Below are 15,701 nucleotides of genomic sequence, written 5' to 3' on the forward strand. Positions count from 1 at the left end.
TCTGGGTCGTGGTTCTGGCAGATGGTGGGCCTGTTGGCTCACTGCTCGACGATGACGTCCTGGCCGTCCTGCACGGCCGCTGCGAGCGAATTGTCGAAGGCACGTGGAGTCATCTCGAGGGAGAGGACTCCACTCGACGTCACGGTGCTCTGCTCGATGCGCATCGCGGAGGCGGGACCGTCCGTGCCGAAGACACGCGAGCCCCCTCCGACGACTGCGGGCGCCACCAGGAAACGGTAGATGTCGACGAGGCCCGCCTCGTGCAGCGTCCGGGCCAGGTGGATGCTGCCGTGGACCTGCAGCTCGAGATCGTCGTCGGCCTCTCTGAATCGGGCGATCTCCTTGAGGAACCCCTCACCGAGGATCGTGCTGGAGTCTTCCCAGACCGTTCCCAGCGGGGACGAGGTGACCACGTACTTGCGGAGATTGTTGATCTTCCAGGCCACGGCATCTGCCGGATCGGTGACGTGGGGCCAGTGGGAGGCGAAGGTGTCGAACGTGCGTCGCCCCAGCAGCAGGGCGCCGCAGCGCTGGTACCACGAGTTGACCGCCTGGCCGCAGCCCTCATCGAAGAACGGCATGAGCCATCCCCCGCGGGTGAAGTCGCCGCGGGTGTCCTCGTCCGCACTGCCTGGACCCTGGCTGACTCCGTCCAACGTGGTGAACAGGTTGATGCTGAGTTTCATGATGGAACGCCCTTCAGGGATCGTCGTGGGATCGGGTTCGTCGAGTCATGCCACGGTGGTGACGTCGTCGAGGGGCACGTGGAACGCCTGGAGAAAGGTCACCAGCTCCGTGTCGGACCCTTCGATCTCGAGTGCACCGGAGGAGATCGCCTCCGCCGGTGAGAGCCGCCCGGCCAGGAGCAGCCTCAGCTGCGGTCCGGCGTGGATGGTCAGATCCGGATCGGATTCGGGAAGACCGGTCTTGATGACGACCTCCTCGCCGTCGACCATGGCCCAGGCCGTCACCGGGCCGGCATGGATCAGATAGGTCCTGGGGGTCGTGATGACCCCGGGCCGGTAGGCCGCCCGCAGCGCAGCGGCCAGCGATGAACTCGTGATGACGTCCTCCGGTGCGGGCACGCTCATGCGCTGGGCCCCCCATCGTCCGAGACTGTCGAGGATCGGCGTGAGCTCGGCCCCGTACCGAGTGAGCGCGTAGAGCACTCCCCGTCCGGGCTGCTTCGCGGGCCGCCGCTCCACGATGTCCATCTGCTCCAGCTCCCGCAGGCGGGTGGTGAGCACGCTCGTCGGAACTCCAGGGAGGCCCTCGTGGAGTTCCTTGAATCGCCGCGACCCCACGCTGAGATCACGCACGATCAGGAGCGCCCACCGCTCCCCCAGCACTCGGGCAGCCTTCGCGAGGCCGCAGAACTGGCCGTAGTCCTTCGTCATGACTTCATAATATGGAGTTGGCTTTGAAATGGCAAGCACTTTTTCAGGGCGGCGACGCCACCAGTTGAGCGACCCGCCCTGCTCTGCACCACACGCCTGGCATGCGGCACACTCGTCCTATGGACGATCTGCGCGTGCCACCGGGGCCCGGAGCGCCCCGCGGCCTCAGAATCCCCGAGGGAGAGCTCATCGAGCAGTTCTCCCGCGCCTCCGGCCCCGGGGGCCAGGGCGTCAACACCACGGACTCACGGGTGCAGCTCAGCCTGGACCTGGGCACGACGACGGCGCTGGACGACACCCAGCGGTCCCGCGCCCTCGACCGGCTCGCCGAGAGGCTCACCGGCACCGTGCTGACGATCAGCGCCTCCGAGCATCGCTCCCAGCGGCGGAACCGGAGTGCGGCGAGGCAGCGCCTCTCCGCCCTGCTCGGTGAGGCGGTGGCCCCCGCCGTCGTCCGCCGTCCGACCCGTCCCACAAGAGGCTCCCGACGTCGACGACTGGACGCAAAGCGCAGACGCTCTGAGACCAAGAGCTACCGCAGGCCGCCCAGGGCCGAGTGAGGTTGCCGACGGATAGACTTCGGCATGGCAGACGATGGGGCGATCTGCCGCGAAGGGAGAAGGAACCATGCGCACGGAACAGCAGGCATTGTCCATCTCACTGGCAGGCGTTCTTATGGTGTCAGCACTGGGCATCAGCTTCGGGCTGGTGTCCGGCTCGTTCGCGATCATCTTCGACGGCATGATCTCGATCGTGGACGCGGTGATCTCCATCCTGTCGATCTGGGTGGCGCGGCTGATCCTCCGCTCCACCACACAGGGCGTCAGTAGGCGGTTCAGCATGGGATTCTGGCACCTGGAGCCTCTTCTCCTCGCCTTCAGCTCACTGTTGATGATGCTGATCGCCGGATACGCGGTGGCTCAAGCCGTGTCGGCGCTCCTTTCGGGCGGCCGGGAGATGGAGTTCGGTCCGGCCATCATCTACGCGGTCGTCGTGATGGTGCTGACCACCGTGTTCGCACTCGTCGAACACCGCGCGAATCGCCGCATCGGTTCTGCACTGGTCGCCATGGACGTCAAAGGCTGGATCATGACCGGCGGCGTCACGAGCGCCCTTCTCGTGGCATTCGTCGTCGGGATCTTCCTCGACGGCACCGACCTTGAGCACCTGACGCCATACGTCGACCCGCTGATCCTGATCATCGTCGCGACGGTGCTGATCCCACTGCCGTTCTCGACGTTCCGGCGCGCGCTGTCCGAGATAGGACTCGCCACACCAGCCCCGCTGCGTCGCGAAGTCGAGAACGTCGCTGAACGGGTGACCGCGGATGAGGGTTTCCTCTCGAGCCATGTGTACACAGCCACGGTCGGACGATCACGCCAGGTGGAACTGGTCTTCCTCGTCCCAGAAGGCCTGCCAGAGCGCCCGCTGGAGGACTGGGACGCCATCCGTCGCGAGGTCACCGACGAGCTGGGGCACGGAGACCCGAACAGCTGGATCACAGTGGCCGTCACGACGGATCCGCAGCTGGTCTAGGCGCAGGCGTCAGAGCCCGGAGGCGGAACCGCGATCATGTGACGACACGAAAGACCCTTCGGCCCTTGCCTCGGGTGAATCCGAATCGCTCACAGGCTGCCAAGAGGTCATCGTCATCGGCTGCCGCGACGGCGACGGCGCCACGAGGCAATGTGCCCATGAGGTTGCGGGTCAGGAGCAGCGCAGACATGCTCGTTCCTGGCCTCTGAGCCAGAGCCGCGACCTGCCACCGCTCCCCCACGGGGGTCTCAGGCCCGGTCGGGGTCGCCGAGAGCGAGCCGGCACTCATCTGCCACAGACCCACGATGAAAGGCAGCCACAGGAGGGCGGCCAAGCCGATGCCCATCGGCCCGTCGTTGCCTACGACCAGGACGAGGGCCGCCATGAAGAGCAGTGCCAGCAGCACTCCTGCGATGATCTCGTGGAGGAGCCGGAAGCGTCCGAAGACGACCATGCCATGGCCATCTGAAGATTCGTAGAGCTGCCGACGCAACGCGGAGAACCCCACGATCAGCAGAGACAGAGGGTACGCCATGATCGCCCCGGGCCGGTGCCGGGTGAAGGCGCGCGCCATGATCCAACTCAGGATGAACACCCGGTGCAGCGGGGCGGGCTCTGCCGCTGGTCTCATGAGGCACGATCCTACTCAACGGCCACGGCGGCCTCAACGATGCCCCCTCACGACACCGGGAAGCGCCGCCGTGCGTTTCAGGCTCCCTGAGCGCGATCTGGGTCAGTCCCCTAAGGGCCAGACCTCGACGACACCGTGTGCGACCGCGCAGGGAGTATCGGCTGCCAGAGCTGCTGCATGGTCAAGGTCCTTCGCCTCGATGATGGTGAACCCTGCGACCGGCAGGTCTGAGCTCATGAAGGTGCCGGGTTGATAGTGGGCACCTGCCCCCTCCGGGTTTCGGACCTGTACCGGTCTCCCCGCGATGCCCATTCGCGCACCGTGCTCGCGCAGTTTCTCGTCATGCGCGTGCGCCCGGCCGCGAACGTCCGGCGCCGTTCTCTCGTACCCGTCGGCGTCGCCATAGCCGATGGCGATGAATGTTGGCATGTGTGGCGCCCTCCGGTCGAAAAACTCGGGCCAGGTCCTTGCCCGTGGGTCACCCTCAGCTCGGTGAGGGCATCGTGTGCCGAGATTCCCGGCAGCCTGATCATGACGTCGTCAGAGTACATCGGCCGGTTGCCCGGTGACGATGGTTGATGGGCGGTATCGGTGCTGCGGATGTTCCCGGACTATGCCGGTATGCCTGGCGAATCTCCGCTGCTCGCTCTCCTCCGTCCGATGCGCAACCTAGCCTAGTAACCGTTAAAAGCCTTTGATACGGTTATTTGGAGTTGCCGCAGAACAGGAGGACATGATGAAGCGCTCAGCGAAGACGAGACACAGGTACCTGGAGGTGGAGGGCCTGCAGCTGCGCTACCGTGAGGCGGGAGTACCCTCGTCGACCGCAGTCATCCTGCTGCACGGAGCCCCGAGCTCATCCCACTCCTTCCGTGAGGTCCTGCCGATCCTGGGCCATCACGCGTACGTAGTTGCACCGGACATCCCCGGATTCGGATTCTCCGATGCACCTGGCGTGGACGAGTACGAGTACACCTACGAGAACCTGTCACACGTGATCGATGCATTGATCGAGGAGCTCGGTGTGCACAGGTACGTGCTGTACGTGACGGACTACAGCACGCCGGTGGGGTATTTCATGGCCACTCGACACCCCGAGCGGGTGCTGGGGCTCGTGGTGCAGAACGGCAACGCGCACGAGGCGGGCCTCAATGAGGGATGGGACTCTGCTCGCAGGTTCTGGGTGGAGCCGACCGCGGAGAACAGGGCCGCCTTGCCGGAATGGCTGACCTTCGAGGGAACTCGAGACACCTACCTCGCGGGCCTGCCTGAACACCTCGCAGAGCTGCACCCGCGAGAGTCGTGGCATCTGGACTGGGAGCGCCTGTGCCGACCGGGCAACACGGAGGTGTACTTCCAGTTCTTCTACGACTACCGCAAGCACGTGGCGCGTTTCCCCGAGATCGCTGAATACCATGCGGCGTTCCAGCCGCCATGCCTGGTGCTCTGGGGCCGCCACGACACTGCGTTCGACATCGCTGAGGTATTCGCGTACCACCAGGCGTTGGCCCATGTCGAGGCACACATCTACGACGCCGGACACTTCCTTCTGGAGACCCACGCCACCGAGGTCGCAGACCTCCTGGTCACCTTCGTCCACGACATACTCGAGCGCACGAGGATGGCCGCATGACTTCTCCTCAGTGGACGATCACCCCGTTGACACAGGAGAACTGGTCCGACTTCGAGGCAGTGATGGGCGAGCGGGGCGGATCACGTGGCTGCTGGTGCATGCACTGGCGACTGAGCATCGCTGAGTGGATGGCCAACAAGGGCGAGGGCAACAAAGCAGCCATGCGCGCCGTGGCAGGAGGTGCGGCGACACCAGGAGTGGTGGGCTCCCTCGACGGTGAACCGCTGGCGTGGTGCTCTTTCGGCGACCGCGCTGACTTTCCCCGGATGCGACGGTCTCCCCTGCTGATGCCGATCGATGACCAACCGGTCGTGTCGCTGGCCTGCCTTCTCCTCAGGAGAGACCGTCGGGGTCAGGACCTGTTGGCAGCATGGATCACGGCGGTGTGCGGCTACCTGGCGGAGACCTCCTCGATCCGGACCGTCGAGGCCTACCCGGTCGAGCCGCCCCATGGCCGGACCGCCGGCCCGGACACCGCGATGACCGGTATCGCCAGCGCGTTCGCCGCCGCCGGTTTCATCGAGGTCGCCCGCCCCTCGTTCGACCGGCCCGTGATGAGGTACCAGCTGCCATGACCGCCACCACCGAGTGGGTCGAGGATCATTTCATCGCTGGAGACTTCGCCCTGGATTTCGCCAACACCGTCTTCCGTCGCCGGCCAGAACCAGGCGCGGACCTGTTCACCGACACCACTGCGCTCAACGCCTGGCTCGCCCGCACAGGCTTGCTGCCCGCATCTGAGGAGCGGGGTGGCGGAACCACGGAAGCCGATCTGGCGGACGCCTGTGCGTTGCGTGCACTGCTCTGGACGGTCTTCGACGCGCAGAAGGACCATCAGACGATCCCCTCAGGCGCATTCACAGAACTGCTCGGGACAGCCCGTCACGGGATTGAGGACCTGAGCATCCACCCTGACGGAACCACCACGCCACTCACGGCGCAGGGCGCTTTCGCCACCGTGGCGCTGCGTGCCATCACGCTGATACTCAATCCACCAGCGCAGACCATTCGCGCCTGTGACCGATGCGGCTGGTTCTTCATCGACTCGTCACGAGGCCGTCGGCGTCGCTGGTGCAGCATGAAGACCTGCGGAAACCAGGCCAAAGCCGCCCGCTATCGGTCGGCGAACGCACAGGATGGCTGAAGGCCGGTGCCGTCGTCGCCACGGCGAGCAACCCAGACTTCCCGTGAAGCCAGATGAGGTCTTCCCCTGACACGCAGGTGCTGGTGCGCCGGCTGGCGGACCTGGACAATCTGATGCCGACAGTGGTCTTCTTCTAACTATGTTAGGTAAAACTACGCGTGATAGACAGGCCGAGCGTCGTGAGGCGACTCGGGCAGAGATCATTGAGGCCGCCTGGGACATGACACGAGAAGTAGGGCTGGCACAGATCACGCTGCGCGGGGTGGCCGACCGAGTGGGCATGCGGGCGCCGTCGCTCTACACGCACTTCGACTCGAAGAACGCCATCTACGATGCGATGTTCGGCCAGGCCTGGACCGAGTGCCTCGCGCATTTCGAGTCACTCAAAGACCAGGCGCCCGCCGATGCGCGTGAGGCGCTCCGGTTCACCGCGCGCACCTTCTTCGACTTCGCGGTCAGAGATCTGGCCCGTCATCAGCTGATGAACCTCCGAACGATTCCCGGTTTCGATCCCAGCGAGGAGAACTACGCCCCTGCGGTCGCCACACTCGATCTGGCACAAGAGCTCTTCCTCAGACACGGCATCACCGCCACGGAGGATCTGGATCTGTTCACGGCACTGATAGGGGGCCTGATCGACGCGCAGCACGCCAACGATCCGGGAGGCGACCGATGGGCCCGCCTGCTCGACCGTGCTGTGGACATGTTTGCCGACCACCTCGATCTGCCTTGAGCCCACACGCATCCACATCCAGCACCAAGGAGCAGTCATCATGGGCCCCACTTCGCAAACACCCACTGCCAGAGACAATGCACGACGTCCTCAGCTTGACCGCGATTCCGCGATGCGACTGGCCACCACCGAGTATGCGCGCGTCTCTGAACTTCTGGACCGGCTGACTCCTGAACAGTGGTCTGCCCAGACCGACTGCCCCGCGTGGGACGTGCGCGCGATGGCCGGTCACATGCTGGGTATGGTCCAGATGGTCGCGTCAGTTCCCGAACTCATGCGTCAGCAGTTGACCGCCACCCGCCGGGCGAAGCATCAGGGCGGCTTCCAGATCGACGCGCTCACAGCTTGGCAGGTGGAGAAGAACCTCACCCTCACTCCTGACGAAGTCGTCAGTGAATACAAAAGACTGAGCCCCCGGGCGGTGAGAAACAGGCGCCGAGCACCGGCCTTCCTCCGAAATCGAACGATGCAGGACGAGACAGATGGTCAATGGACCTTCGGCTATCTCCTCGACGTGATCCTCACCCGTGACCCCTTCATGCACCGGATCGACATCAGCCGCGCCACGGGGCTGCCGATGGTTGCCACTGCGGAGCACGAAGGGACCATCGTCGACGACGTCGTGCACGAATGGGCACAACGCCACGGCGAGCCGTACACCCTGGAGCTCAGTGGACCCGCGGGCGGACATTGGCAGGCCGGGGATGGTGACCGCATCGCCCTGGACCCGTTCGAGTTCTGCCGCGCAGTCAGCGGACGCATACCGGGGACCGCCGGGCAGCTCGCAACAGAGGTCCCGTTCTGAACCTCCCGGACACGGGTCTTCAGGTAGAGACTCAGCCTGGGGTGTCGGGGTGGAGTGCGACGCGACCACGTCGCCAGCTCGAGAGACCCCTGCTTCCCTGTGGCACGAGACGGGATGCTGCCCTCACGTGCAGATTCCGTCGAGGACAAACGTGGTTCGGCGATCGTAGTCCGCCCGGGGCGGCCGCCCACCATACTTGAGAGCAAGGGCGTTGTGTAGGGTCATCGCCTGAAAATCTCCGGGTGTGAACCCGTCGGCCAGGACGCCGGCGGCATGCCCCTCCTCGACCAGGTCGTCATGGAATCCCCCTGCCACCTGACAAAGCGCCATGAGCGCTTCCGAGTCAGGAAACTCCTGCAGCAGGACGTCGTTGACTGCTGGCAGTCGGTACTGAAGCTCCCGCAAACCACCGACGTAGGCCCGAATCCGCTCGCCGACATCAGGGACCGGCCGCACCCGTTCGATGAGACCTCTCATCTCCTCCGCGACGAGGACGTCGATGACCGCGTCGATCAGTCCGACCCGCCCCCCGAATCTGTTGAAGATGGTTCCCTTGCTCACGCGGGCGGCCGCCGCGACATCCTCGAGCGGCACGGACAGACCACGTTCACGGAACACATCCATGGCCGCAGCGCTGATGCGGTCGACGTTGCGGCGCGCATCGGACCTCAGCGTCGGGGAGGTGTCTGCCTCGGTCACCATCAGCCTTCCTCGTATGGGTCTCGTCAACTTGACCATGCAAGTCAATTTCATGCACGATGATACCCGACAGAAACTTGACTATGCGAGTCAACTTCACTGTCGGGGTGTGCCTCAGCTCCCCGACCCCCGACGAAAGGGCACCACCATGATCATCGTGACCGGAGCGACCGGGGTCCTCAACGGGGCCACCGTGGACCACCTTCTGCAGCGGGTCCCGGCAGAGCAGATCGGCGTCAGCGTCCGTGACCCATCGCGCGCCGAACATCTGGCGCGACGCGGCGTCCGGGTGCGCGAGGGCAGCTACGACGACCCTGAGCTCCTGCGTCACTCGTTCGCCGACGCGGAGCAGGTGCTTCTGATCTCCTCCAGTGACGTCGCCGCCGACGTCGTCGCCCAGCACCGAGCCGCGATCGACGCCGCCGTCGCGGCCGGAGCAGAGCGAATCCTCTACACCAGCACCTTCGGAGCCGGCTTCGACACGCCATATCCCCCGCTGGCGATCCACGCTGCCACGGAGAAGCATCTCGCCGACTCCGGGGCCCCGTGGACCGCCCTTCGCAACGGCTTCTACGGAGACCTGGGCGCGCTGCTCGGCCCGTGGCAGGACACAGAGAGGATCGCCAAGCCCGCCGACGGCCCGTTTCCGTGGGTGGACCGGCGTGACGCAGCGGAGGCTGCGGCCGCGATCCTCAGCGGCGACGCCGTATTCGACGGCCCTGTCGATCTGATCCCCCTCAAGCCGGTGGCCCTTGCGGACTTCGCCGCAGCCGCCTCCGAGCTCACGGACCGCCGCATTGAGCGCGTCGTCGTCGACGACGAGACATGGGTCGCCGACGCGGTGGACGCCGGCATGCCGGAACCGGCCGCCCGCTTCACCCTGTCGATGTTCCAGGCCACGCGAAACGGCTACTTCGCAGACCCCGACTCCACGCTGACCCGACTCCTCGGCCGGACTCCGCGCAACGTCACCGATCTGCTGAAGGAGCAGATCGGCCAGTGACGAGATGCCGCTGCGGCGAACGGCAGGGCTCTACCCCTGAACCACGGGGGCCATCTCCTCGATGCGGCCCCCGAAACCGTCACGCGCATGGAAGCGGGTGCATCACTCGACGGCGTCCCGCGCCGCCCAGGACAGCTCGTAGTCCGGTAACACCTTGAGGAGCTCACAGCCGCCGGGCCGTGGTCATCGTCGGACACCGAAGGCACGCGCGATGAGGCGATCGAACACCCGATCCGGGAGGACTCTGCTGAGCGCTATCGCCGGGGCCGATCCGCGGCCGATCGCATATCGGGACCGTGGACGGCGCGCACCCGCAGCCCTGACGATCCCTCGTGCAACGACCTCGGGATCGGAGGCCGCGCGGAAGTCGGGGCGCGCGCTGGCATCGAGAGTCTTCGCGACGGCTTCCGCCTGCCGGGCATACGGGCCGGAGCCTGAGGCGTGGCGAACCTTCTCAGCGGCGATCGAGCCCCATGCGGATCGGATCGAGCCGGGCTCGATGACGACGACGTCGATGCCGAAGGGGGCGAGCTCGAGTCGCATCGCGTCACTGAGAGCCTCGACGGCGTACTTGCTGGCGTGATACCAGCCGCCGAGCGGGGTGACGAACCGGCCTCCCATCGAGCTGATGTTGATGATCGTCCCGGACCCGCGCGCACGCATCCCCGGCAACACCAACTGGGCCATTCGAGCCAGGCCGAGGACGTTGACGTCGAGCTGTGCCTGAGCCTCTGTGAGGGGCACATCCTCCACGGCTCCGTACGAGCCGTATCCGGCGTTGTTCACCAGGACGTCGATCCCACCTGACTCAGCGACGATCCCCTCGACTGCCCGGCGGGCTGAGGCCTCGTCGGTGACGTCGAGCGTGACCGTATGCACCCCCGCCTCTTCGAGGCCAGCCATCTTGTCGGCACGACGTGCCGCGGCGTAGACCGTGAATCCGGCGTCGTGCAGCTGCCGGGCCGTGATCTCGCCGATGCCTGAGGACCCACCGGTGACGAGCGCGACGTCGCCACCCATGTCTTGCTCCTCCCACTGGGCCGGCCGCCCGTCGCGTACCAGCGAGCCCTAACCTAAGAGATTGGCGATCTGCGGTCAATGGACCGTCAGCGTCAGCTCTGAGCGCCTCCGCATGGAGCTTGTAGCCTGGTCACAGCGACACGTCGAACACCGATCCGACCCAGGTGGGGCACCCCACGACCTGTGGGTGGGGCTCAATGTGCGTCAGCACGCTGAGCTGAGACCACGCCGAGGAGCACCGATGCGACTCAAGCTGGACCTGCACGAGATCTACAACAAGGGCCGGGACATCGACCGCGCGCTTGCCGACATCCTCGACGAGGCCGAGCGCACCAAAGCGAAGACCGTCGAGATCATCCCAGGAAAAGGCAGCGGGCAGCTGAAGAAGCGCGTGCTGCGCTTCTTGGACCGCAAGGACGTCAAAGCCCGCTACCACCGGGTGGAGAAGGACAGCAAGAACTTCGGGCGAGTGTTCGTGCATTTCAAGCACTGACGGCGTCGCCCTGACCTCGGCGGCACCATTGCCGTCCGTGGCGCGACGCGCCCCCACGATGAACGGGCACCCGACCACATCCGTCGCGGTGCACTGTAACCAGCGGCACACACATTGAGGCAAGCTGACCTTGCACCTATTCCCACAGGCAAGCTAGGCTTGCTTCATGGTTGCTGACATGAAGATCCGCCGAACCCGCGCTGTTCTCCTGTTCATCCTGATTGCTGGCCTCGCCCTCGGAGCGTTCGGGCTGATGATCGGGATCGGTCTGCCAGGGCTCATTCTGAGCGTGACGGGCTGGATCGCCTTCATCCTCGCCATCGTCTGGCTCCTCGTCAGTGCACTCACCAGGCCCGCAGGCCCATCTCATGGCACGGCCTGGCGGCCGGCCGACCGGGACTGACCCGATGGGCGCTCAAGACCCGCAGCTCGCACTTGAACTGTCGAAACTCGTCGGTCGCCTCGGGGAGACGGCGGACGGAACAACACGCGAACCCTCGGAAGCCGAACGCCTGCTGCAGTCCGTCAGTCATTTCGGGGACTTGGCTCGGGTGAGCTCTGATCTGCAGGCCGAAGCCGTCCGCTCTGCCCACGAAGCAGGCTTGAGCTGGGCGCGGATCGGGAAGCACCTGGGCATCTCTCGCCAGGCCGTCCAACAACGCTTCGACCCCAGCTACCACGAGGACGAATCGGACGCCGACGGGACGAGGACCCTGGGTCCGGTCTCTCGCGTTGAGGAGCTGGACCACCTCAATGCAGCTGGAGCTGAGGGATGGCGGCCCATACGTTCGCTTCATGGCCAGCACATCATGCAACGCGACCGGAGGCACTGGGAGGTGCGACGAGTCTCTGTACTCACCGCTGGCAGCATGCCCTCTGAGAACGACGGGTGGCGGGCAGCCACCACTCGTTTTCCCGACTGCTTCTACATACGCGAGGTCAACTGACAGCACTCCGGGCACGAAAAGCATGCGCCGTCGTCTCAACGACGAGGCCCATCGCATAGGCCCACTTCTGCCTCATGTGCTGATGCGCACCACGGCTACACCCTGCATGGGGCCCGCCTCGTTGCCGCGCGAATAAACGCCTGGCGGCGGTCGTCGAAGGGGCAGCACGAACCGCCGGAGGCTGCATCCCAGGGAGCGAGCCCCCAACCGAAGGGAGCGAGGGGGTCCGGCATTTCTCGCTGCGATGCCCGAGGCGCAGACCTGAGGCAACCTGATGTGGCGCACGGGTACACCGTCCGTGGGACAGCGCAGGAGAGCGTGTCACGTGCCTCTGGCGATCCCTTCAGTCGGCGTGGCCGTGCGGGGCCGGTGGTCCGCTGCAGGATCGCCATGTAGTCGACGTCGCCCAGCCGTCGTCCACCTTCAGGCCTGCCGCTCGGTGCCCTCGTGGACGAATCCGACGTTCTCGTCGACGTGGCAGGCCCGCGGGTTGACGTCAAAGACCTCCAGACCGATTCTGTTCAGTCCCAGCGCCCCCCGGCCGGCATCACCCGGCCACCCGAGGCCCAGCCCACGGTCCGTCAGACAATCCGAGCATCGGTCCGCGACCCAGGACCTATAGATCCCCCAGAGCCTCTCCGGGGAAAGCCGGGCAGCGGACCGATGCTGGAGTGTACCGACCCGGTTCACAGGGTCGGCTTGTGCGAAACGAGCGCACCGTCGTCAGGGTGGGAAGTGAGGCATGAGGCTCGTCCAACCGACGCTCAGTCGACCACCGAACGAACGATCTCCACGATGCGCCTCTGGGTGGCCTCATCCACAGTCTCGAAATACCACGCAGCCGGCATCAGTGCCCCATCCTCGCCACCTGCCGGCCTGAAGGGTGCCTTCTCGGTGATCGCCAGATTCAAACGCTCGTCGTTCCGCAGGGTCACGAGTGCGGGGGTGCTCGCCGCCTTCGCGTAGGCAGGCATTCCGTACCAGATCCGCGGCTTCAGAGTAGGGGCCGCACTCACGATGATGTCGTGCACCTGCCGCACGACTGATCGCCGGGGCTCGTCCATCTTCGAGATCTTGTCGATCACCTGCGAGAGGTTCTTCTCGTCCTTCGACAACATGGCACATCCTTTCGTCAGCCGATGTCGGGCATCGGCGGAATGAAGTTGGCGCATCAGTGCGCCGCACCCCATCCGGACGTGTCCTGAAGTCCTCAGGCCTCTCCGCGATGATTCACGTGGTCGTCACGTGGAAGCGCAGTCGGTGGCGCGTACCACCATGACCAGGATACTTGACGTGCAGAAGACCACCCAGCAGACAATGCAGACGACGTCACACGTTAGAGCGGAACTCCACCGAGTTCCGACACGTACGACCATTTGCCCGTCACCGTGCAGGCGGGACCTCCGTGTCCGACAACAGCCAACCGCGCAGGGCACCAATCCACTCATCGAAAGCGTCAAGATGCGCATCGTGGCTCCCCGCCGATAAGTCGATGCGCTCGGTCCCTAAACGACGCCGAACCAACTCGTCCTTATCGGAATCGCTGAACATCCCGTTCTTCGCGAACATCGCGAGCGTCGGAGTCCCCAGAGACTCCCACTCGTCCCAGCGCGGCTCGTTCACGGCCTCGATCGTGCGCTGCATGACGTCGGCGTCGAAGCGCGGTCGCAGTCCACCGTGGGTCACCTCAAGGTCAGCGATCCACGCATCGACGATCGCACCCGATCCGAGGAAGGTACGCGCCTCGTCCTCGCCGGTGAACGGCACAGGCCACGACGCGAAGTACTCTCCCAGCCCGACGGCCTCCCCCGGATCGTCGCTGCCGGCGACATGCCCTTCGAGCATCACGAGCCGTTCGACGAGTTCCGGGCGCGCCGCGGCCGTGAGGAACGCCGTGTGCGCGCCCATCGACTGACCGACGAGAATGCACCGCTGCCCCGGCGCGTACTGCTCGAGGACCTGGACGACGTCGTCGACGAAGGCCTCGCGCGACAGGTCCGCCGGTCGCCGAGTACTGAGCCCGTGCCCGCGCTGATCGATGAGCAGTACACGGAAGGCGTCACTCAGCGCCCATGCCGTCGGAAGCATCTCTCGGGAGCTCCCGCCAAGGCCATGAAGAAGCACCAACGGCGGGCCGTCGCCGCCGAACTCGGCCACGGCGATCGACTCGTGTTCACTCACGCGAGAGTCCAAGGGTCGACCAGCTCAATGCCAGTATGCGCGAAGTCCTTCGCGTTGCGCGTCGCGCAGGTCGCGTCGTGGGTCAGGCAGATCGCGGCGATCTGCGCATCGGCCGTGCTGATCGGGGCTCCCGCGTTCTCTCGAGCCAGGAGCACGTCGGCATAGCGGTCGGCCGCCACGTCATCGAACGGCAGCACAGCGCGACTGCCCCGGTACGGCTCGACTGCTGCGTGGATGCGTTTGGTCAACTCATCCCTGCGCCGACCGTCCGGGACTCGCCGCACACCTGCCAACAACTCGGCAAGCGTCACGGACGTAATCGCAACATCACCCGTCAACGACGCGAGCCAGTCCACCACGTGTACCTCCGGAGCCGGCCTGAAGATCTCCGAGATGACGTTCGTGTCGAGGACGATCACTCGAACTCGACCGCCCGCGCGACGTCATCGCGCACCGGGACCTGCAGGTCTTCGACTCCGCCGACTTCCTGCACGGCAGACAACAGCGCCATCCCGATGTGCGGCCACCGCGCCGCCTTGGTCAAGATGTCGCGGACCTCCGCCTCCATGGACCGACCATGCTCCTTCGCCTGCGTGGCGAGTTGCTGCTTCACAGCGTCGTCGAGACCTCGAACGATGATCGATGACATGAGAGACCACCTCCTTTGCTATCAATCATGATAGCGCCACCCGGAGTGAGCACACCAGAGGTTATGGCACTGCCCTGCTATGACACCGCCCCGGCCGCCTCGTGTCGAGACGTCCGGGGCGGTGTGCGACTCCGAGGTCGCAACGAGTCACACGTTGAAGCGGAACTCCACGGCGCGCCCACACGTAGAGCCATCTGCGACGCTGGTACACCGCCCTCGTTCATAATCGAGACATGACGACAACTGTCGAGCACGCAGGGGACCCGCTCCACCCCGATCACGAGAAGTATCTCCTCGAGCTCGGCAAGGCAACGTACGCAGCGGCGGGGCTTGCCGGAATTGCGTTCGACGTCTTGCGCATTCACAGCGGCATATCCTCCAGTGCCCTGTATAGCGACCCGCTCGGCACGCTCGAGAATCGACTACGAGGCAGCCGCGTCGATCTCGAAGGCATAGACGAGTTCATCGAGCTACTGCACGATGCGCGCCTCTTGCGAAACGACCTCATGCACGCTCTGCCAGTGAAGCACGGCCTCCACCGACGCATGAGGAAGGACCTCGGCTACGTGAAGAATTTCTTCGATGTCGAGTCGCTGCGTACAGCACGGAAGCTCTTCGAGAGCGCAAGAAGAACAGGCAATCGTGTCCTGTACTCGGATGACGGAGAAGCGGTCAGACGCTGGTACACGCGCTGAAGTTTGCGTGCCGATCCGCAGTTCCGACCAGGGGCTTTCAGGAGAACTGGCTCTTCAGATAACCTGTTGCGGATCAGTCTCCGCTCCTACCGGCTGTCCTGGTGTTCCAGGCTGTCGACAACGACTCAGTCGAAC

21 protein-coding genes are annotated in these 15,701 nt (G+C 65.2%); 11 read left to right on the forward strand and 10 right to left on the reverse strand.

Features of this window, described 5'->3' with window-relative positions:
• Positions 1–38 precede the first annotated feature (38 nt).
• Together HNR09_RS01305 and HNR09_RS01310 are read right to left on the reverse strand one after the other, a co-directional pair.
• On the reverse strand, positions 39–686 hold the full coding sequence (locus HNR09_RS01305; RefSeq protein WP_179540404.1) for a dihydrofolate reductase family protein: 648 nt from the start codon (positions 684–686) through the stop codon (positions 39–41).
• Between the two features lie 45 nt (positions 687–731).
• Positions 732–1,397, reverse strand: a complete 666-nt coding sequence (locus HNR09_RS01310; RefSeq protein ID WP_179540405.1) for a winged helix-turn-helix transcriptional regulator — start codon at positions 1,395–1,397, stop codon at positions 732–734.
• Positions 1,398–1,516: 119 nt separating this feature from the next.
• On the opposite strand from HNR09_RS01310, the gene arfB reads away from it, so the two are divergent.
• Positions 1,517–1,957: an alternative ribosome rescue aminoacyl-tRNA hydrolase ArfB gene (arfB, locus tag HNR09_RS01315; RefSeq protein ID WP_179540406.1), complete on the forward strand. Its 441-nt coding sequence runs from the start codon at positions 1,517–1,519 to the stop codon at positions 1,955–1,957.
• A gap of 67 nt (positions 1,958–2,024) precedes the next feature.
• Positions 2,025–2,933, forward strand: coding sequence for a cation diffusion facilitator family transporter (locus HNR09_RS01320; protein ID WP_179540407.1), 909 nt, complete (start codon positions 2,025–2,027; stop codon positions 2,931–2,933).
• A 34-nt stretch (positions 2,934–2,967) separates the two neighbouring features.
• On the opposite strand, the gene HNR09_RS01325 is transcribed toward HNR09_RS01320, so the two are convergent.
• Positions 2,968–3,564 (reverse strand): hypothetical protein, encoded by a 597-nt coding sequence (locus HNR09_RS01325; protein ID WP_179540408.1) that lies wholly within the window; start codon positions 3,562–3,564, stop codon positions 2,968–2,970.
• Positions 3,565–3,666: 102 nt separating this feature from the next.
• The gene (locus HNR09_RS01330; protein ID WP_179540409.1) at positions 3,667–3,993 is read right to left on the reverse strand and encodes a YciI family protein; all 327 of its coding nucleotides are present in this window, start codon (positions 3,991–3,993) and stop codon (positions 3,667–3,669) included.
• Positions 3,994–4,297: 304 nt separating this feature from the next.
• Here HNR09_RS01330 and HNR09_RS01335 point away from each other — a divergent pair, with 304 nt between their 5' ends.
• The 5 genes from HNR09_RS01335 (at position 4,298) to HNR09_RS01355 (ending at position 7,879) form a co-directional block, all read left to right on the forward strand.
• Positions 4,298–5,197 (forward strand): alpha/beta fold hydrolase, encoded by a 900-nt coding sequence (locus HNR09_RS01335; RefSeq protein WP_218881857.1) that lies wholly within the window; start codon positions 4,298–4,300, stop codon positions 5,195–5,197.
• Positions 5,194–5,772: a GNAT family N-acetyltransferase gene (locus HNR09_RS01340; protein WP_179540410.1), complete on the forward strand. Its 579-nt coding sequence runs from the start codon at positions 5,194–5,196 to the stop codon at positions 5,770–5,772. Before HNR09_RS01335 ends, HNR09_RS01340 begins: the two co-directional genes overlap by 4 nt.
• Positions 5,769–6,341 (forward strand): CGNR zinc finger domain-containing protein, encoded by a 573-nt coding sequence (locus HNR09_RS01345; RefSeq protein ID WP_179540411.1) that lies wholly within the window; start codon positions 5,769–5,771, stop codon positions 6,339–6,341. Before HNR09_RS01340 ends, HNR09_RS01345 begins: the two co-directional genes overlap by 4 nt.
• 139 nt (positions 6,342–6,480) lie before the next feature.
• Positions 6,481–7,074: a TetR/AcrR family transcriptional regulator gene (locus HNR09_RS01350; protein ID WP_281366332.1), complete on the forward strand. Its 594-nt coding sequence runs from the start codon at positions 6,481–6,483 to the stop codon at positions 7,072–7,074.
• 40 nt (positions 7,075–7,114) lie between these two features.
• Positions 7,115–7,879, forward strand: a complete 765-nt coding sequence (locus tag HNR09_RS01355; RefSeq protein ID WP_179540413.1) for a maleylpyruvate isomerase family mycothiol-dependent enzyme — start codon at positions 7,115–7,117, stop codon at positions 7,877–7,879.
• Between the two features lie 123 nt (positions 7,880–8,002).
• Here HNR09_RS01355 and HNR09_RS01360 read toward each other — a convergent pair whose 3' ends face one another.
• Positions 8,003–8,581 (reverse strand): TetR/AcrR family transcriptional regulator, encoded by a 579-nt coding sequence (locus tag HNR09_RS01360; RefSeq protein ID WP_179540414.1) that lies wholly within the window; start codon positions 8,579–8,581, stop codon positions 8,003–8,005.
• A gap of 145 nt (positions 8,582–8,726) precedes the next feature.
• Between HNR09_RS01360 and HNR09_RS01365 the strand changes: the two genes are divergently transcribed.
• Entirely contained in the window at positions 8,727–9,581 is an 855-nt protein-coding gene (locus tag HNR09_RS01365) for an NAD(P)H-binding protein (RefSeq protein WP_179540415.1), read from the forward strand.
• Positions 9,582–9,764: 183 nt separating this feature from the next.
• Here the strand turns inward: HNR09_RS01365 and HNR09_RS01370 are convergent, their stop codons facing one another.
• Positions 9,765–10,601: an oxidoreductase gene (locus HNR09_RS01370; protein ID WP_179540416.1), complete on the reverse strand. Its 837-nt coding sequence runs from the start codon at positions 10,599–10,601 to the stop codon at positions 9,765–9,767.
• A 241-nt stretch (positions 10,602–10,842) separates the two neighbouring features.
• Between HNR09_RS01370 and HNR09_RS01375 the strand changes: the two genes are divergently transcribed.
• Entirely contained in the window at positions 10,843–11,094 is a 252-nt protein-coding gene (locus HNR09_RS01375) for a Smr/MutS family protein (protein WP_179540417.1), read from the forward strand.
• 166 nt (positions 11,095–11,260) lie between these two features.
• Entirely contained in the window at positions 11,261–11,497 is a 237-nt protein-coding gene (locus tag HNR09_RS01380) for a hypothetical protein (protein WP_179540418.1), read from the forward strand.
• Positions 11,498–12,805: 1,308 nt separating this feature from the next.
• On the opposite strand, the gene HNR09_RS01385 is transcribed toward HNR09_RS01380, so the two are convergent.
• From HNR09_RS01385 to HNR09_RS01400, 4 genes are all read right to left on the reverse strand, one after another.
• Positions 12,806–13,159 carry a DUF1801 domain-containing protein gene (locus HNR09_RS01385; protein WP_179540419.1) on the reverse strand — a complete coding sequence of 118 codons (354 nt, stop codon included), beginning with the start codon at positions 13,157–13,159 and terminating at the stop codon, positions 12,806–12,808.
• Positions 13,160–13,424: 265 nt separating this feature from the next.
• The gene (locus tag HNR09_RS01390; RefSeq protein ID WP_343047402.1) at positions 13,425–14,198 is read right to left on the reverse strand and encodes an alpha/beta fold hydrolase; all 774 of its coding nucleotides are present in this window, start codon (positions 14,196–14,198) and stop codon (positions 13,425–13,427) included.
• A 20-nt stretch (positions 14,199–14,218) separates the two neighbouring features.
• Positions 14,219–14,641, reverse strand: a complete 423-nt coding sequence (locus HNR09_RS01395) for a PIN domain-containing protein (RefSeq protein WP_179540421.1) — start codon at positions 14,639–14,641, stop codon at positions 14,219–14,221.
• Positions 14,638–14,871, reverse strand: coding sequence for a FitA-like ribbon-helix-helix domain-containing protein (locus HNR09_RS01400; RefSeq protein ID WP_179540422.1), 234 nt, complete (start codon positions 14,869–14,871; stop codon positions 14,638–14,640). The genes HNR09_RS01395 and HNR09_RS01400 overlap by 4 nt, the downstream gene beginning before the upstream one ends.
• Positions 14,872–15,104: 233 nt before the next feature.
• Here HNR09_RS01400 and HNR09_RS01405 point away from each other — a divergent pair, with 233 nt between their 5' ends.
• A complete protein-coding gene (locus HNR09_RS01405) occupies positions 15,105–15,566 on the forward strand; it encodes a hypothetical protein (protein WP_179540423.1) in 462 nt (153 codons plus the stop codon).
• Positions 15,567–15,701: the final 135 nt, after the last annotated feature.

The organism is Nesterenkonia xinjiangensis (assembly GCF_013410745.1).
GTDB classification, from domain to species: Bacteria; Actinomycetota; Actinomycetes; order Actinomycetales; family Micrococcaceae; genus Nesterenkonia; species Nesterenkonia xinjiangensis.

Coding starts and splice junctions, on each gene's coding strand:
- HNR09_RS01305 (WP_179540404.1), bottom strand. CDS start 686: ATGAAACTCAGCATCAACCTGTTCACCACGTTGGACGGAGTCAGCCAG.
- HNR09_RS01335 (WP_218881857.1), top strand. CDS start 4,298: ATGATGAAGCGCTCAGCGAAGACGAGACACAGGTACCTGGAGGTGGAG.
- HNR09_RS01330 (WP_179540409.1), bottom strand. CDS start 3,993: ATGCCAACATTCATCGCCATCGGCTATGGCGACGCCGACGGGTACGAG.
- HNR09_RS01355 (WP_179540413.1), top strand. CDS start 7,115: ATGGGCCCCACTTCGCAAACACCCACTGCCAGAGACAATGCACGACGT.
- HNR09_RS01375 (WP_179540417.1), top strand. CDS start 10,843: ATGCGACTCAAGCTGGACCTGCACGAGATCTACAACAAGGGCCGGGAC.
- HNR09_RS01405 (WP_179540423.1), top strand. CDS start 15,105: ATGACGACAACTGTCGAGCACGCAGGGGACCCGCTCCACCCCGATCAC.
- HNR09_RS01350 (WP_281366332.1), top strand. CDS start 6,481: ATGTTAGGTAAAACTACGCGTGATAGACAGGCCGAGCGTCGTGAGGCG.
- HNR09_RS01385 (WP_179540419.1), bottom strand. CDS start 13,159: ATGTTGTCGAAGGACGAGAAGAACCTCTCGCAGGTGATCGACAAGATC.
- HNR09_RS01365 (WP_179540415.1), top strand. CDS start 8,727: ATGATCATCGTGACCGGAGCGACCGGGGTCCTCAACGGGGCCACCGTG.
- HNR09_RS01310 (WP_179540405.1), bottom strand. CDS start 1,397: ATGACGAAGGACTACGGCCAGTTCTGCGGCCTCGCGAAGGCTGCCCGA.
- HNR09_RS01370 (WP_179540416.1), bottom strand. CDS start 10,601: ATGGGTGGCGACGTCGCGCTCGTCACCGGTGGGTCCTCAGGCATCGGC.
- HNR09_RS01380 (WP_179540418.1), top strand. CDS start 11,261: ATGGTTGCTGACATGAAGATCCGCCGAACCCGCGCTGTTCTCCTGTTC.
- HNR09_RS01360 (WP_179540414.1), bottom strand. CDS start 8,581: ATGGTGACCGAGGCAGACACCTCCCCGACGCTGAGGTCCGATGCGCGC.
- arfB (WP_179540406.1), top strand. CDS start 1,517: ATGGACGATCTGCGCGTGCCACCGGGGCCCGGAGCGCCCCGCGGCCTC.
- HNR09_RS01340 (WP_179540410.1), top strand. CDS start 5,194: ATGACTTCTCCTCAGTGGACGATCACCCCGTTGACACAGGAGAACTGG.
- HNR09_RS01320 (WP_179540407.1), top strand. CDS start 2,025: ATGCGCACGGAACAGCAGGCATTGTCCATCTCACTGGCAGGCGTTCTT.
- HNR09_RS01325 (WP_179540408.1), bottom strand. CDS start 3,564: ATGAGACCAGCGGCAGAGCCCGCCCCGCTGCACCGGGTGTTCATCCTG.
- HNR09_RS01400 (WP_179540422.1), bottom strand. CDS start 14,871: ATGTCATCGATCATCGTTCGAGGTCTCGACGACGCTGTGAAGCAGCAA.
- HNR09_RS01345 (WP_179540411.1), top strand. CDS start 5,769: ATGACCGCCACCACCGAGTGGGTCGAGGATCATTTCATCGCTGGAGAC.